This window comes from Polynucleobacter sp. (assembly GCF_044342855.1).
GTDB lineage: Bacteria > Pseudomonadota > Gammaproteobacteria > Burkholderiales > Burkholderiaceae > Polynucleobacter.
The window spans coordinates 1-16633 of record NZ_JBIIPA010000007.1; the positions used below are offsets into that span (position 1 = coordinate 1).

A 16633-nucleotide genomic window follows, 5' to 3' on the forward strand; every position below is an offset into this window, starting at 1 on the left:
GCCTTGCGGATCTCCGGCGGATAATCCAATAAGGCTCGTAAGTGCTCCCAGTGACTAGTCCAGGATTTAGCGATCTGCGGATATTGGCTGTTCCAGGTGGTGCCAAACTCTTCTAGCGCTTTTTGAGCCAGCGCTTCGGTGCTGGCCTGATAAATACGTTTGATATCAGCGGTGACCGCCTTGTAATCTTTCCAAGAAACGTACTTTAGGCTGTTGCGCACCATGTGCACAATACATAGCTGAATACGGGTCTGTGGAAACTCGCTGGCAATGGCCTGTGGAAAGCCTTTGAGTCCATCAATGCAGGTAATGAGAATATCTTGCACACCACGACTCTTGAGCTCTGTCAGTACGGATAGCCAGAACTTGGCTCCCTCGTTCTCGGAGATCCATAGACCTAATAGCTCCTGATGTCCGTCCATATCGACCCCTAGAGCCAGGTAAATCGATTTATTGATGACTTGCAGGTTCTCGCGGATTTTGACCACTATGCAGTCCAAATACGCAATCGGGTAGATGGCATTGAGCGGCCTGGCCTGCCAGTCAGTGATTTGCTCAATGACTTTGTCCGTCACCTGGGAGATGAGCGTAGCCGAAACGTTGGCATCGTACACCCCCTTAAAAGCATCGACGATCTCTCTGGTGGATAAGCCTTTGGCGTAGAGCGTCAAAATCTGGCTATCCATGCTGGTTAAGCGGGTTTGGTGCTTAGCAAGCAGTTGTGGCTCAAAGCTGCCATCTCGATCTCTGGGGGTGTCAATAGCCACCTCGCCATGGGAGCCTTTAAGGCGTTTGCTAGTAATACCATTGCGCGCATTACCACTAGGCCGATTGCGATGCTTCTCATAACCCAGATGGTGGGTCAGCTCCGCATTTAAAGCTGCTTCTACCGTGAGCTTAACCAACTCCTGTGAAAGGATATTTAAATCCTCTGGAGTCTTGAGGTCCTTGGCCAGTTCGTTGGCTAAGGCTTGTAATTTACTACGATCCATTGTGCTGTGTTCCATGTGGCTCTCCTTCTATGAAGGTTCATTGGCCGCAGGAACTTACACAAATTTATTTACAGGGTCTTCTATTAAGAATAAAGCAAGATTTAGAATGCTGTCCCAATGTAAGCGCTAGGCCCTCACATTAAGACTGTTTAATCTCCGCAATTACTGGAGCATGGTCAGAAGGCTGCTCCCAGGTTCTAGGCTCCTTATCCACAATGCTAGCGCTACATTGCACCTTTAGCGCTTCGCTTAACAGAATATGATCAATCCGCATTCCAGCGTTTCTTCTAAAACCCATCATGCGGTAATCCCACCAGCTAAACAATTTAGGCACTTGTTCAAACATACGGAAAGAATCCGTTAAGCCTAAATTCAATAAACGCTGAAATGCATCCCGCTCTTGAGGAGACACTAGGTTTTGGCCGATCCACTTCGATGGGTCATGCACATCATCATCTGTAGGGGCGATATTAAAGTCCCCTAAGAGCGCTAAACGGGTATTTTGAGTCAACTCTTCTTTTAACCAATCTTCCAGCGCTGCAAGCCATCCCAACTTGTATTGGAATTTGTCGCTATCGGGCGATTGACCATTAGGAAAATATGCCGATATGAGGCGAATAGGTTGCACTCCCTTGAAACAAACGGTAGCAGCCAAGATGCGCTGTTGCTCATCCACATTGCCGGGAATATTTCTGATTGGCTTAAGGAAAGTGGTTTCATGATCCGTAGCAATCGGCGCTAATGCAGCTTTACGAACAATAATCGCCACGCCGTTATACGTCTTTTGTCCGGCAGCAATACTGATGTACCCCGCCTCCTCTAACTCTGCGTGCGGATACTTATCATCGGTTAGCTTTAATTCCTGAAGGCAAAGAGCATCAATTGGCTTCTTGGCTTTTTCTTGATCTTGCAGCCACCGGAGTACTTGGGGTAAACGTACCTTAATTGAATTAACGTTCCAGGCCGCTATTCGAATCGACTCAGCCATCAATACCGAGCTCCTGCAATTTCCGAGTGATCGTATTGCGACCAATACCAAGGCGCTGAGCTGCCTCAACCCTTCTTCCCCGAGTGACTTCTAAGGCTGCTTGCAGCACTGCTTTTTCAAACTTAGAACACAGAATGTCATACACTTCAGCGTCGCCGTCTTGGAGCATTTTGACTGCCAGTCGACCTAAGCCACCCTCCCAATCCACCGAAGTGCCCCTAACCGCAACTGGAGTGGAGGGATTGGATTCACCTTGCAATAAAACAGGCTGTTCACCGGCCTCTGCCAAAATATCAGCCGGTAAATCACTTACCCCAATCACATTGGATGGGGTCATCACTGTTAACCAATGGCAGAGGTTTTCTAATTGGCGCACATTTCCTGGAAATGGCCTAACGCCGATTTCTTTTAAGACATCATCCGACAGTTTTTTTGGCTCTACACCAAAAGACTTGGCACAAGACAACATGAAATGACGTGCTAGAACCGGAATATCTTCAGCACGTTCTCGCAAAGCTGGCATCCGCAAACGAATCACATTTAAGCGATGCAACAAATCTTCACGGAAAGCGCCAGCAGCAACACGGGCTTCTAAGTTTTGGTGTGTTGAAGCAATGATGCGCACATTTGCCTTGATGGGATCTTGCCCGCCAACACGATAAAAATGACCGTCAGTTAAAGCGCGCAATAAACGAGTTTGCAGATCAAAAGGGATATCCCCAATCTCATCCAAAAATAAGGTGCCGCCGTCAGCCCGCTCAAAACGTCCACGACGCAATGTCAATGCTCCAGGAAAGGCTCCACGCTCATGACCAAATAATTCTGACTCCAATAAATCCTTAGGGACTGCTGCAGTGCTAAAGGTTGCAAATGGACCCTTAGCGCGCGGGCTATGTTTATGTAAAGCCTGCGCTACCAGCTCCTTGCCGGTGCCAGATTCCCCAGTAATTAAGACTGTTGAATGAGACTGAGCCAAACGACCAATAGCTCTGAAAACTTCTTGCATTGCCGGAGCTTGGCCAATAATTTCGGTTGAATCCTGTCTCCAGCCATTCATCTCTTTATTGCCGGATTGATTGCGCTCACTCTGCTCTATAGCGCGACGAATCAACTCTACCGCTTTATCAATATCAAATGGCTTAGTGAGGTATTCAAATGCGCCACCTTGAAAAGATGAGACTGCTGAATCTAAATCCGAGTATGCCGTCATAATGATGACCGGAAGCATAGGATGAGATTCTTTGACGTTTTGCAAAAGATCCAAACCATTGCCGCGTGGCATACGAATATCCGAAATTAATACTTGCGGAGCTTCTTTATCCAACGCATCGAGTACATCATTAGGGTTGGAAAAGCTTTTATGGGGAATACTCTCACGAGTCAGCGCCTTCTCCAATACCCAACGAATTGACTGGTCATCATCAACGATCCAAACGGGTTTCATAATACTTTCTCCTGCCTACGGTAAGGAATTTGAATATGGAAGTCAGTCCGTCCAGGACGGCTGTCACAGGCAATGAAGCCTTGATGCTGCTGCACAAAAGTTTGAGCTAGGGTGAGTCCAAGACCGCTGCCGCCATCCCTGCCAGAAACTAGCGGAAAGAAAATTCGCTCGCGAATATCATCTGGAATGCCAGGCCCGTTATCAATTACATGTAAGTCCATCGCCATCTTGTAGCGTTGCTTCGAAATAGTGACAGAGCGAGCAACCCTCGTCTTCAATTCAATTTGGGCAATGCCCTGCTGCATTTCTTCTGATAAAGCCTGTGCAGCATTGTGGGCAATATTTAAGACTGCCTGAATCAACTGCTCACGATCACCGAGCACTTCAGGCAAGCTAGTGTCGTAGTTACGAATAATTCTTAAACCTTTTGGAAACTCAGCCAAGACCAAGCTACGTACGCGCTCCAATGCCTCGTGGACATTAAAGGACTCCATGGCGTGCGCCTTGCGATGCGGGGCGAGCAATCTATCCACCAAGTTTTGCAGGCGATCTGATTCTTTAATGATGACTTGAGTGTATTCACGCAAGCTTTTTTCTGGAAACTCAAACTCCAGCAATTGAGCGGCACCTCGAATGCCGCCCAAAGGGTTTTTAATTTCATGCGCTAGGTTGCGCATGAGCTGCTTATTTGCTTCAACTTGTTGCGTCACGCGTTCATCGCGCTCACTTCGCAATTGTTGATCTATCGGAAACCATTCCATCATGATCAGAGTTGGATCTTCAAGACTAGCTACAACCACATGTGCCGGAATTGATTCCTGGTGAATGCTACCTGGCAAAGAATGCAGCACCATCTCTTGGCGCTGAGCGGATACGTGTCCCGCTTTAACTTCCTCGATCATGCGCTTAATAGACTCGTTATCACCGAACAGATTGTGTACAGACTGCCCCTCAAGAGATTTTCGCGAAAGATCCAGCGCAGACTCTGCAGCCGGGTTTACGTAAACCAATTGTTGGTTCTCAGCCTCGAATACCACAATGGCATTAGGCATCTGATCAAGCAATGTCGGAAAAAAAGGAGCAGCCGAAGCTGCCCCTTTGAACGAATTGCGCAACAGACCTGCGCTCAACATTTCTCCTTCGCCTACAGGGAGTAGTACATATCGAATTCGATCGGATGAGTAGTCATACGGAAACGCGTGACATCCTCCATCTTCAAAGCGATATATGCGTCGATCATAGAATCTGTAAAGACACCACCACGAGTTAAGAACTCACGGTCTTTGTTCAAAGCTTCTAACGCTTCTTCCAAGCTTGCACAAACGGTTGGGATCTTTGCATCCTCTTCTGGTGGCAAGTCATACAAGTTCTTGTCCGCAGCTTCACCTGGATGAATCTTGTTTTGAATACCATCAAGACCTGCCATCATCAATGCTGAGAAGCAGAGGTATGGGTTAGCCAATGGATCAGGGAAGCGAGTCTCAATACGACGACCCTTAGGACTAGGAACGTGTGGAATACGAATAGAAGCAGAACGGTTACGTGCTGAGTAAGCCAACTTCACTGGAGCCTCAAAGCCTGGAACCAAACGCTTGTATGAGTTTGTACCTGGATTGGTAATTGCGTTCAGTGCTTTAGCGTGCTTGATGATGCCGCCGATGTAGAACAATGCGAACTCTGACAAACCTGCGTAGCCATTACCAGCAAACAAGTTCTCGCCGTTTTTCCAAATAGATTGGTGAACGTGCATACCAGAACCGTTATCGCCAACGATAGGCTTAGGCATAAATGTTGCCGTCTTGCCGTAAGCATGCGCAACGTTTTGAATTACATACTTTTGCCAGATAGTCCAGTCAGCGCGCTCTACCAATGTGCTGAACTTAGTACCCAATTCATTTTGGCCTTGGCCAGCAACTTCATGGTGGTGAACTTCGACAGGAATGCCTAAAGATTCGAGGATCAAACACATTTCAGAACGCATGTCCTGGAATGTATCTACTGGAGCAACTGGGAAGTAGCCGCCTTTTTTACCTGGACGGTGACCAGTGTTGCCACCTTCGAGTTCAGCAGCTGAAGACCATGGGGCCTCTTCAGAATCTACCTTAACGAAACAACCTTGCATGTCAGCACCCCAACGGACGCCGTCAAAAATAAAGAATTCTGGCTCTGGACCAAAATAAGCTGTATCACCTAGGCCAGTGCTTTTCAAATAAGACTCAGCACGTTTCGCAATCGAACGTGGGTCACGGTCGTAACCTTTGCCATCTGAAGGCTCGATCACATCACATGTGATTACCAATGTTGGCTCTTCATAGAATGGGTCGATGTAGCAAGCTGTTGGATCGGGCATCAACAGCATGTCAGAAGCTTCAATACCCTTCCAACCAGCAATAGATGAACCGTCAAATGCATGACCGCTCTCAAATTTGTCTTCGTCAAAATGGGAAATAGGTACTGTTGTGTGTTGCTCTTTACCCTTTGTATCTACAAAGCGGAAATCAACGAAAGTACATTCTTTCTCTTTAACTAACTTCATCACATCAGCGACGGTCTTTGTCATGCAAATCTCCTCTATTAACTAAATTCGGAATACAAACCTAAGGTGTACACCCTTGTTTATTCCAGGCATCAAATATGCCCTTGGGATGTATCTAATTTACTGAAGCAAACAAACGGGAACAGTCATTATTGCACTAATTAAGTGCTGAAATACCCCTCTAAAACCTAAAAAAGACTATATTTGCACCAAAGTAGTGCTTAGTCAGATTTAGAAATATCATGAATTACATAACCTAACCCCTCAGTACCCGTGCGCAAAGCAATCCAGGCAGTATCGAGTAAATTGGCATTGCCTTTAATGCCTAGTTCGATATGACGATCGGCATAAACACCCCCCTTAGATGCGTCGCCAACGGATGGAAGACTAAAGACCTTCACGCCCGGGAATGTGGCTTCAATGCGCTCCATTAAAGGCGTTAAGGTTGATTCAATACCCTTGGGAACAATAAAACTCTGCTCGGCCCAGTTTTCACGATGAAAAAGGTTTTGATAATGAGTATCCAGACACCAGGCCATCATGGGGGCAGCCATTACTGGAAAGCCGGGGACAAAATAGTGCTCGCGGATACAAAAGCCAGGAATCTGGTTGTAAGGATTTGGGATGATGTCGCTACCAATCGGGAATTCACCCATCTTGAAGCGGTGCTGGTTTTCAGGAGTGTTGAGATCCGCTTTTAGAGGATCCCCTTCTGCCATAGATTGGATGCGTCCCGCGATCAATTCTTGCGCAGTTGGATGCAACTCGGTTTTCGTACCTAGCGCCAAAGCGGCGCATTGCCTAGTATGGTCATCCGGGGTGGCACCAATACCACCGGTACTGAAAACAACATCACCACTTGCAAAGCTGTCTTTCAGGGTTGCGGTGATTTGCTCGGGATCATCTGCAACATACTTAGCCCAAGATAGACTCAAGCCACGTTCATTCAAAAGTTCGATTAATTTACTTAAGTGCTTATCCTGGCGACGGCCTGACAAAATTTCATCACCAATCACAATCAAACCAAAGTGACGAGCTTTGACCTCGAGCGCATCAATGCTGACCTGTTTTGACACCTCAAACATGGTACGGGAGCTCCATATCGATTACACGTGCTTCATATTTAAAGATTGATCCAACTCGTTTCTGCGTAAATCTTTTAAGGATTCAAGCAGGTAGTGTGTGAACCATAGTGCTGCAAACACAAAGATTACGGAATAAATCCAAAGGGCAAAAAAACCCACCACAGGAAATAAAACTAAAGCTAATGCTGAGGTTGCCCAAAAGAATGTCGGCACAGCTCCAAGCATGCCAGAAGCAATTCCCATGGCTAATAGCGGCCAACGATGCTGATGTAAAAGCGTATCACGCTCTTGCGAAGTGGCATGCTGAGCCAGAACGTCATATGACATTAATCGCATAGTTAACCAACCCCACAGTAGCGGCGGCAAAACCGCAACTAAGGGCGGTATCCACCACACCGGTAAAGTCAACATCACTAACGCCAAACAAATTAAGGCGGACCAAATGGTGTAAACAAAGCTTCCGAATAACCCACCACCCCTTCTTCTCTCAAGATCTTTGTAAGCATGCTGTCGAGAAACTCTTTTAACAATGGCAGGAACCGTCGTGAAAGCAATAAAGACTAAAAGGCTGATGGAAATTAATGGGGTGAGCAACATGACAAAAAAGAGGGGTGCGATCCATGCGCGTGCGCTCTCGAAGCCAGCCCAAATCAAACCATCCTGAATCCAGCTAGTAAACATGGATGTTGTTAAAAAGATGTTGAGCATCTCCAATGCCGGCGTCCAAGTTAGCCAAATTAAGCAGCCCCACAGGACAGAGACAATCAAAAATGGGCGCAGAGTGAACCAGAGCATTTTGGGGTGCATCGTGCCGACTAAAGCTAAGCCAAAAGACTTAAATACCTGCTGCATGCTATCCATAGATTTCCATTGCTGCCAGTGAACTGCCGTTTATTTACTTCGTCTTAGGAAAAATTTCGCGTACTGCATGCATCAGGCCTTGCCACTGCTGCTGCAATACATTGTGTGAAATAGTCAAATCCCTGACTCCGGTTGGATGAACTTCTTTGGGGAAGATTGCAGTACTGAAGATCATGTCCCACCACGGAAACAAGACACCAAAATTGCAGCCGCCCAAAACGCCCACCTTACCTTTAGCCTCATGGCCATAACCTACTGCGTGATGCATCCGGTGATACATCGGCGATACCAGTAGATATTTAAAAGAGCCAAGATGAATCTTCAGATTGGCGTGCTGCCAACTCTGAATAAACTGACTTAATACCACCAGCAAAATAAACTGACTTGGAGATACTCCAAAAAGTAATGCAAAGAAAGCAAACACGACTGCATGCAAGATGCTATCGAGAATATGGTTTCGATCATCAGACCATGCTGTCATTACAGTTTGACTGTGATGCAAGGCATGCAATTGCCACCACCAATTAAAAGTGTGTGAAGCGCGGTGATATAAATACTCTACCAGGTCTAGCAAAACAAAATAGATGCAAAAGCTGACCAAGGGGATTGATGTTACCGAAGGCCACCATGACTCTACATTGAGCCTGCCAAATCGGAAGTCATGCAGAACGGAGTCAACCTGAAAGAAAAATCCCGATAAGGTTAGAAAGATCAAACCGTGAAAAATACCCAGTCGATGAAACAAGGTATAAAAAATATCTGATTTAGAGCTTTTGGCGGAACTCTCCTGCATCTCCGCCGGAGAAAATCTTTCCCAAGTGCGCAGGATCATAGCAATTAGCAAGATCTGAATGCAGCCAAATAAAAACCAATCGATGCCATCAAAAACATCCTCAGCCATCGACATGAGGTCGAATTGATAAAGAATCGGTCCCGCTACATTAGCGAACAAGAATTCTTGCGTGCTAGCGTAGGCTGATGAGATGGCGGCTATTAAGGGATTGGAATCCATATGCCTAATTGTGACTTATTTATCCTGTTTTGGCAGGGTTGCAAAACAAAAGCCGCGAGCTTTCAAATTCACAATCAGTTGCTCTAAAACGGCTGGCGCCCAAGGGTCCTTGCGCGACCAAATACCCAAATGGGCCATGGTGATATCGCCATCTTGAAGTTGACTACTTGCCCCGTCCAAAAGAGTCTGATTGGGGTGGGTCTGCGAACTCAACTCATCACCCAGAAAGCCGGCCGGGCTCCAGCCCATGTGCTGGTAACCGCATTGACTACCCATCCTAATTGAACGAGGGGAAGTTTTACCACCTGGTGCGCGCCAGATTTTCTGAATATTGTTATCAGTTAGCTCTTTGAATCGTTCATCTACCCGTCTGATTTCTCGGCAATAGCTTGCTTCGTTATATAGACTCATCACGCCAGCCTTGGAACCAAACTGTGGCTTTGCAAAGATCTCTCCACTGGGGCCGTCTTTGACGAAATACAGATGGTCATAGGTATGGCTACCAAAATGATGACCTTCCCGAACACGGTCCTGCCAAAAAGATTTCCAGGAATCATCTAGAGAAAAATCACCGCGATTGGTTTTTTCATTTGCAAGAAAAAAAGTGGCTTTGATTTTTTGGCGATTTAATATGTCTGCAACCGTCTGAGCAACAGACATATTGCCGGTATCAAAGGTGAGGTAAATCGTTTTTTTGCAATGTGACTCTTGTGCAAATCCAAGCGATGCAGAAAATGCTAAAGCTAGAATTACTACAAGTCTTATAAACGAGGCCTTAAAAAGCATTGCCTAGCTTATTCCCAGCCAGCGCGAGGGGTAAAGAAGACACCATGCGGGGATTTACCAACTGGAATCACAGTTACCAACTTCATTGATGGAATATCAATCACTCCCGCCTTTTTGGAGAAGCGGAATGTGACCCACATCGTTTTTCCATCAGGCGTAATCTCCATATCATCTGGGCCTGCAGGCAGGCCAGTAATATCACCCACCTTTTCCAAGGTCTGCATATTAATTAGGCTAATGGTGGACGCAATGCGATTGCTGACGAACACATGTTTTTTATCACCCAAGGGACGGAAGTTATGAGCACCCTTCCCAGTCACGATTCTCTTTACTTCTTTGCGATTCTTCCAATCAATGACGTGAACATTATCTTCGCCAGTAATGCCTACCAAAAGATATTGATCGCCTGGCGTCATCCAAACGCCAGCAGGTACTTTGCCAGTTGCCATTTTCCAAAGCACAGTCTGACTATCCAAATCAATTGCTGCTAATTCATTGGAGTCTTGCAGGGTAATAAATGCAATCTTGCTATCCGCTGTAAATGCAACGTGACTTGGTGTCCTGCCTAACTTAACGGACTTAGCTAACTTCAGATCTGCACCTTGAGCGTGATAGACATCCACCCTATCCAAGCGATTGCCGTTTGCAACAAACCACTTATGATTTGGCGAATAGCCAATTTGGTACGGATCAATAATGTCAGGAATCTTGCCTGTTAGCTCACCAGTGGTGGGATTCATAAGGACAACATCATTGCCTGCTGCATTTGCAATCAGTAGCGTCTTTTGATCTGGAGTCATCATCAAGTGATGGGGCTCTTTACCAACCAGCACAGTCTTAATCACTTTGCGACTCGGCATATCGATCAAACTGACTGTTGCTTCGCCTGAGTTCAGCACGACTGCTAATTTGGGCTCGCCTTTGGAGTCAGCTGCTGCTGGGGCTTGTGCAAAGACGCCATTCTGGAACCCGATCAGGGTAAAAACAGTCAAGACTGAAATAGTGCCAAATTTGGCTTTACTGAAATAAATATGCATAGCTGTCATTGTAAGCATTGGAATACCTGTTTTATCCTCCTTTCGGTGGATAAACTTGACTTACCGCAAGCTCGCCAGGACCTTTTCTAAGCGCTTTAGGGACATTGGGGTTGGGGTCTTTAATTCCTGGGCGTATAGGGCTACCCTTAATTCCTCCAGTTGCCAGCGAAAATCCGTCAAAGCCTGGTCCTCAGACATAGCATAGTTCGCAGATCCACGACTCCCCTGAACCAGCTTTTGCCATGGCCGAGCAACAGACTCCCAGTCTTTTTGACACTGAGCATCACGACTAGGATTGGCGCGCAATTTGTCGATCCTCATCGCAATCGCCTTGAGATATCGTGGGAAATACACTAACTGTGCATAAGGAGTATCTGATATGAATTTGGGGAATATCAAACCCTGAACTTGCGTTTGAATGTCTGTATACGCAGAAGCTGAGGCGGCCTTGGCCTGAGCTAGCTTCTTTTGAAGATCTGCATGGGCCTGTAAAGCTGCCAAAGCATGCTTTGAAATCTCCTGAGCAATGAGAGCCAAGCGTGGCTTACCTGCTTGCAGGCGCCCTGCAAATTGCTCGGCATTCACCGGGAGCGGATCATTCATGAAAGCTCGCTCCAAAGCAAGATTGAGAATTTGCTCAATCAAACCATCTACTGAACCGACATTAATAAACAGCAAACCCAGCTCTCGAATTCCAGGCAGTTGTTTTTGTAACGCCTTGAGCGTGTCTTTATTCGACAAAGCAAACAATCTTCGCAATCCTTGACAGTGGTGTTTTCTGGCCTCTAGCAAATCATCGAACACTTCAAGGTCACATGATTCTGTACGGTCAACTAATGCGGGATATCCAAATAAGGTGCGATTACCTTTTTGAATCTCCAGGGTTTCCGGTAGTTCACCAAAGTCCCAGCTGCGGTAACCACCCTGCTCTACATTTTTTACTGCAGAGGTATTGGTGGTTTGAGTTGTTTTGACAGAAGCGCTCGAAGTGGTTTCTGGAACTTCACCACCTAACTCCTCTTGCACCGCTTGTTGGGCTATTGCCTGAAATGCAGTTCGGGCAGTTTCTCCATACTCAGCACGTAATCGGGATAAATTGCGCTCGAGCTCTAACTGGCGACCATGTTCATCTACTAGTCGAAAATTCATAGACGAATGCAGTGGCAAGGATTCGGGCCTGAAATCCGTTCGCTTAATTTCTAGACCACGCTCTTTACGCATATCCGTAATTAGACTATCTAAAAAGTCCCCCACTCCAAACTGCTTTTCTGCCAGCATACGATCTAAGAAGGATTTTGCATACTCCGGCAGTGGTACACAGTGACGACGTAATTTCTGGGGAAGTGATTTGAGTAGCAGGTGAATTTTTTCTTCGCACATGCCTGGCACCAGCCATTCGCAGCGACGGCCATCCACCTGATTTAAGAGCGTCAAGGGAACAACCAGGGTGACCCCATCTTTTGGGCTGCCAGGCTCAAAGTGATAGGTCAGACTAAGCTCACTACCACCAACGATCATTTTTTTAGGATAACGATCGACTGTAATACCAGCAGCTTCATGACGCATTAAATCTGCTTTAGCTAAACGTAGGAGACTGTCAGAACCCTCTTCATTAGCGCCCTCGATCTTGGCTGCCTTCTTGAGCCAGGCTTTCATACCCTCTCTACTGAGGACATCTTTCGGAATACGTGAGTTATAGAAAGCGAGTAGGAGATCATCATCCACCAAGACATCGGGACGCCTGGAGCGATGCTCTAATGCCTCAATTTCTTTAATCAGTCGGCGGTTATGCCAGAAGAATTCGAAGCAGCCCGGATATTTCCTTCTTGCATCGGCCTCAGTCTCTCGAATCAATGCTGGGGTATCCATGCGCCCAAACATTTCTTCTTGAACTAGAGCTTGACTAATAAATAACTCGCGAGCTTCTTCTGGGTTATGAGGCTCATAGCGCACTCTACGACCGTGATAAATCGGCAATCCATACAAAGTGCCGCGCTCAAATGCCATGACTTCACCTTGGCGACTATCCCAAAAAGGATCGCTTAGAGATTTAATCAGGCGGTGAACTGCTACCTTCTCAACCCACTGAGGTTCAATCTTGGCAATCGTTCGGGCATACATCCGATTGGTTTCTTGAAGTTCGCCTGCCAAAATCCAAGCACCAGCCTTCTTACCAATAGTTGAGCCTGGCCAAATAAATGGACGAATACCACGCGCGCCAATATAACCACCCGTCTTGCTACCGCGCTCTTGGGATTTTTCATCCTCTTCTTTTTTTGCAACGTAACCTAGCAAGCCCGTCAACAAAGATAAGTGAACTTGTTCGTAAGTAGCGGCAGAGGGGTTCTCTTTCCAACCCTTTTCACCCAACATCGTATGGAGTTGACCATGAACATCACGCCACTCTCGCATACGTCTTGGAGATAAAAATTTACTACGGCATAAGTTCTCTAACTGGCGATTGCTATGTTTATGTTTCAGCGCATCCTGATACCAATCCCACAGCTTCACAAAGCTTAAAAATTCAGAGCGTTCATCTGCAAACTGTAAATGCGCTTGATCTGCAGCAGCAGCTTGATCCATCGGTCGATCACGGGGATCTTGTGTGGCTAAAGCAGATGCAATGATGGTGACTTCACGTAAGGCGTTCTGCTCTTTAGCAGCCAAGAGCATGCGACCAATCCGGGGATCGAGAGGAAGCTCTGCTAGCTGCTTGCCCGTAGGGGTTAACTTGAAGCTGTTGATGATATCTTTGTTGTCGTCTGCAGAATCTTCGTCATAAACAATAGCCCCCAGCTCATCTAGCAGTTGCACACCATCGGCAATCGCGCGACCTAGAGGCTTATCAATGAATGGGAATTCTTGAATACGGGGTAAACGCAAAGAGCTCATGCGAAGCAATACAGCCGCTAAGGAACTACGTAGAATTTCTGGATCGGTAAATTTAGGACGATTGATATAGTCCTGTTCGCTATACAGACGAATGCAAATACCATCCGACACACGACCGCAACGTCCTGCCCTTTGATTGGCTGCCGCTTGCGAAATCGGCTCGACCTGGAGTTGCTCTACCTTATTGCGATAGGAGTAGCGCTTCACGCGTGCCAAACCGCTATCAACTACATATCGAATATTAGGAACGGTTAATGAGGTCTCCGCAACGTTGGTAGTCAAGATGATGCGTCGACCATTACCAGGATTAAAAACACGCTCTTGTTCCGCAACCGATTGGCGGGCAAAGAGACTCAGTATCTCTGGATGAAAGCGTTGCTGAAGGACGTGATCTTTGCGTAGAGCTTCGGCACAATCCCGAATCTCTCGCTCCCCAGGCAAGAATACCAAGACATCACCAGCGCCTAAGGCACCCTCTCGCCAGACATTGGCAATCGCTTCTACGACTGCATCTGGAATTTCTTTGGCCTCTTTGGACTCTTTTTTTCCATCTGGCTTAGCATCCGGCTCTAATGGCTCATAACGTTGCTCTACCGGGAATAGTCGACCACTCACCTCAATGACTGGTGCAGCTTTGCCATTTAAGGTGAAATGATCTGAGAAACGCTTAGCGTCGATGGTCGCAGAGGTGATGATGAGCTTGAGATCGGGACGCTTAGGCAATAGCTGGCGCAGGTATCCCAATAGAAAATCGATATTTAGACTGCGCTCATGCGCTTCATCGATGATGAGGGTGTCATAGGCACGAAGTTGAGGGTCTCTTTGAGTCTCAGCCAGCAAGATTCCATCGGTCATCAACTTAATAGAGGCACCTTGACTGGTCTTATCGGCAAAGCGCACCTGATAACCTACATCCTGGCCGATTGGTGTGCCCAGCTCCTGGGCTATACGCTTCGCTGTGGCTGTCGCAGCAATGCGGCGAGGCTGCGTATGCCCAATGAGGCGGCCGCCGTTAATAGTGCCCCTACCGAGATCCAAACAGATCTTCGGCAATTGGGTTGTTTTGCCCGATCCGGTCTCACCGCAGACGATCACAACCTGATGCGTGCTCAAGGCATCCTTGATGATTTGACGCTGGCTTGAAACCGGCAACTCCTCCGGAAAGCGAATTTCTAGCCGTCGTGAGGTGTTGGAAGCAGGCACAGTCGTAGGGCTTGCTTCGGGTTTTTGTTGGTTTATAGGCTCTTGCACCCTATAATTTTCTCACTATGCCAACAAATGCACCAAACTCCGGCTCAAACGCCGAAGAATCAAGCTCCAACTTTCCTTTTGTAGGATGGCTGCGTGATGTTGCGCCCTATATTCATAGCTTTCGTGAGAAGACATTCGTAATCGCCTTTGCTGGTGAATTAGCCCAGGAAATTGGTCTCGAGAATCTGATTGAAGATATCGCCATGTTGCATGCCATGGGCATGCGTATTGTTTTAGTTCACGGTATCCGCCCGCAGATCGAGGAGCAGTTAATGCTCCGCAATATGAAGAGTCAGTTTGGCAAGAGTGCCATGCACAGCTACCGCATCACTGACGCTGCAGCCTTGGAGTGTGTTAAAGAGGCTGCCGGTGAATTGCGCTTGGATATTGAAGCGGCATTTAGTCGCGGACTTCCGAATACGCCAATGGCAGGATCCCGCATGTCAGTGATCTCGGGTAACTTTATTACCGCCATGCCTGTAGGCGTAGTTGAAGGTGTTGATTACATCCACACCGGTTTGGTGCGTAAAGTAGATTCGACTTCAATCAAGCTTTCGCTAGATAGCAATAAGATTGTGCTGCTCTCACCCTTAGGATTCTCGCCAACTGGTCAGGCATTTAATCTAGCATTTGAAGATGTTGCCGCATCAACTGCTGCAGCACTCAAAGCAGATAAACTCATTTTCTTAAGTCCGTATGCTGGCTTAAAAGATGACGATGCTGATTTCATTACCGAACTTTCTATGCCGCAACTTCAAGAATATGTAACTCAGCATCCAGAGCTCGATCAAGGCATGAAGAACTTACTCAATATCTCCGGCAGAGCTATTCGTGCTGGTGTTAGCCGCGTCCACTTCTTACCTTGCAATCAAGATGGTGCGCTTTTAGAAGAGCTATTTACCCATGATGGTATCGGCATGATGTTGGCCTCATCCGATATTGAGAATTTGCGTGAAGCCAATCAAGATGACGTTGGCGGCATTCTGCAGTTGACTAGCCCTCTTGAAGAAGAAGGTATTTTGGCTGCTCGCGGTCAAGACGTCATTGAGCGTGATATTCAGCGCTTCTCTGTTATTGAGCATGATCGCGTTCTCTTCGGCTGTGCTGCCCTATTCCCATTCCCCAATGGCGTGGGCGAGCTTGCTTGCCTCGCAGTAGATCCTGATGTTCAAGGATCAGGAGATGGAGAGCGCTTACTTAAGCGTGTTGAGATGCGGGCTAAACGCGAAGGCATTAAAAAGCTTTTCGTTTTAACCACCAGAACAGAGCATTGGTTTTTAAAGCGCGGCTTTAAGCGCGCCTCTGTTGACGATCTTCCCGAAGAAAGAAAGCAGATCTATAACTGGGATCGCAAATCCATGGTTCTTACCAAAGATCTATAAGTATTTACAGCTCTCTTGGGTTTATATTTTTTTGATTTAGTACACAGTATTTGAAAGGCATTACAAATGGCACGCATGGTTCAATGCATCAAACTCAACAAAGAAGCTGAAGGCATGGACTTTGCTCCACTCCCCGGCGATCTTGGTAAAAAGATTTGGAATCAAGTTTCCAAGCAGGCCTGGGCCGACTGGTTAAAACAACAAACCATGCTCATTAATGAGAATCGCCTAAATATGGCCGACCCTCGTGCTCGCCAATACCTACTCAAACAGGTTGAAAAATACTTCTTTGAAGGCGGTGCAGACATGGCTCAGGGCTACGTACCGCCAGCTGAATAATTATTTTTGTCTATCGCTTGACGAGTCA

The 16633-nt window shown here is 46.8% G+C and carries 13 protein-coding genes; 2 read left to right on the plus strand and 11 right to left on the minus strand.

The window, feature by feature from the left end:
- From ACIQZ3_RS03760 to hrpA, 11 genes are all read right to left on the minus strand, one after another.
- Positions 1–992 (minus strand): IS256 family transposase (locus ACIQZ3_RS03760; protein WP_397390581.1); only part of this gene is annotated, 992 nt, incomplete at its 3' end.
- Positions 993–1131: 139 nt separating this feature from the next.
- Positions 1132–1980, minus strand: a complete 849-nt coding sequence (xth, locus tag ACIQZ3_RS03765; protein ID WP_397390473.1) for an exodeoxyribonuclease III — start codon at positions 1978–1980, stop codon at positions 1132–1134.
- The gene (ntrC, locus tag ACIQZ3_RS03770; RefSeq protein ID WP_397390475.1) at positions 1973–3424 is read right to left on the minus strand and encodes a nitrogen regulation protein NR(I); all 1452 of its coding nucleotides are present in this window, start codon (positions 3422–3424) and stop codon (positions 1973–1975) included. Before ntrC ends, xth begins: the two co-directional genes overlap by 8 nt.
- Positions 3421–4557, minus strand: a complete 1137-nt coding sequence (gene glnL, locus ACIQZ3_RS03775; protein WP_397390477.1) for a nitrogen regulation protein NR(II) — start codon at positions 4555–4557, stop codon at positions 3421–3423. The genes ntrC and glnL overlap by 4 nt, the downstream gene beginning before the upstream one ends.
- An 11-nt stretch (positions 4558–4568) precedes the next feature.
- Positions 4569–5984 carry a type I glutamate--ammonia ligase gene (glnA, locus tag ACIQZ3_RS03780; RefSeq protein ID WP_397390479.1) on the minus strand — a complete coding sequence of 472 codons (1416 nt, stop codon included), beginning with the start codon at positions 5982–5984 and terminating at the stop codon, positions 4569–4571.
- 197 nt (positions 5985–6181) lie between these two features.
- Entirely contained in the window at positions 6182–7045 is an 864-nt protein-coding gene (locus ACIQZ3_RS03785) for a competence/damage-inducible protein A (RefSeq protein WP_397390481.1), read from the minus strand.
- A gap of 21 nt (positions 7046–7066) precedes the next feature.
- Positions 7067–7906, minus strand: a complete 840-nt coding sequence (locus ACIQZ3_RS03790; RefSeq protein ID WP_397390483.1) for an EI24 domain-containing protein — start codon at positions 7904–7906, stop codon at positions 7067–7069.
- 34 nt (positions 7907–7940) lie between these two features.
- Positions 7941–8918 (minus strand): sterol desaturase family protein, encoded by a 978-nt coding sequence (locus ACIQZ3_RS03795; protein WP_397390485.1) that lies wholly within the window; start codon positions 8916–8918, stop codon positions 7941–7943.
- A 15-nt stretch (positions 8919–8933) separates the two neighbouring features.
- The gene (locus ACIQZ3_RS03800) at positions 8934–9704 is read right to left on the minus strand and encodes a polysaccharide deacetylase family protein (RefSeq protein WP_397390487.1); all 771 of its coding nucleotides are present in this window, start codon (positions 9702–9704) and stop codon (positions 8934–8936) included.
- Between the two features lie 8 nt (positions 9705–9712).
- On the minus strand, positions 9713–10741 hold the full coding sequence (locus tag ACIQZ3_RS03805) for a cytochrome D1 domain-containing protein (RefSeq protein ID WP_397390583.1): 1029 nt from the start codon (positions 10739–10741) through the stop codon (positions 9713–9715).
- Positions 10742–10801: 60 nt separating this feature from the next.
- The gene (gene hrpA / locus ACIQZ3_RS03810) at positions 10802–14836 is read right to left on the minus strand and encodes an ATP-dependent RNA helicase HrpA (RefSeq protein WP_397390489.1); all 4035 of its coding nucleotides are present in this window, start codon (positions 14834–14836) and stop codon (positions 10802–10804) included.
- A 65-nt stretch (positions 14837–14901) separates the two neighbouring features.
- Between hrpA and argA the strand changes: the two genes are divergently transcribed.
- Together argA and ACIQZ3_RS03820 are read left to right on the plus strand one after the other, a co-directional pair.
- The gene (gene argA / locus ACIQZ3_RS03815) at positions 14902–16266 is read left to right on the plus strand and encodes an amino-acid N-acetyltransferase (protein ID WP_397390491.1); all 1365 of its coding nucleotides are present in this window, start codon (positions 14902–14904) and stop codon (positions 16264–16266) included.
- Positions 16267–16332: 66 nt separating this feature from the next.
- Positions 16333–16605, plus strand: coding sequence for an oxidative damage protection protein (locus ACIQZ3_RS03820; protein WP_397390493.1), 273 nt, complete (start codon positions 16333–16335; stop codon positions 16603–16605).
- Positions 16606–16633: the final 28 nt, after the last annotated feature.

What these genes read in the sequence shown, in the direction of transcription:
- xth (WP_397390473.1), bottom strand. Translation starts at nt 1,980, where the DNA reads ATGGCTGAGTCGATTCGAATAGCGGCCTGGAACGTTAATTCAATTAAG.
- ntrC (WP_397390475.1), bottom strand. Translation starts at nt 3,424, where the DNA reads ATGAAACCCGTTTGGATCGTTGATGATGACCAGTCAATTCGTTGGGTA.
- glnL (WP_397390477.1), bottom strand. Translation starts at nt 4,557, where the DNA reads ATGTTGAGCGCAGGTCTGTTGCGCAATTCGTTCAAAGGGGCAGCTTCG.
- glnA (WP_397390479.1), bottom strand. Translation starts at nt 5,984, where the DNA reads ATGACAAAGACCGTCGCTGATGTGATGAAGTTAGTTAAAGAGAAAGAA.
- ACIQZ3_RS03785 (WP_397390481.1), bottom strand. Translation starts at nt 7,045, where the DNA reads ATGTTTGAGGTGTCAAAACAGGTCAGCATTGATGCGCTCGAGGTCAAA.
- ACIQZ3_RS03790 (WP_397390483.1), bottom strand. Translation starts at nt 7,906, where the DNA reads ATGGATAGCATGCAGCAGGTATTTAAGTCTTTTGGCTTAGCTTTAGTC.
- ACIQZ3_RS03795 (WP_397390485.1), bottom strand. Translation starts at nt 8,918, where the DNA reads ATGGATTCCAATCCCTTAATAGCCGCCATCTCATCAGCCTACGCTAGC.
- ACIQZ3_RS03800 (WP_397390487.1), bottom strand. Translation starts at nt 9,704, where the DNA reads ATGCTTTTTAAGGCCTCGTTTATAAGACTTGTAGTAATTCTAGCTTTA.
- ACIQZ3_RS03805 (WP_397390583.1), bottom strand. Translation starts at nt 10,741, where the DNA reads ATGCATATTTATTTCAGTAAAGCCAAATTTGGCACTATTTCAGTCTTG.
- argA (WP_397390491.1), top strand. Translation starts at nt 14,902, where the DNA reads ATGCCAACAAATGCACCAAACTCCGGCTCAAACGCCGAAGAATCAAGC.
- ACIQZ3_RS03820 (WP_397390493.1), top strand. Translation starts at nt 16,333, where the DNA reads ATGGCACGCATGGTTCAATGCATCAAACTCAACAAAGAAGCTGAAGGC.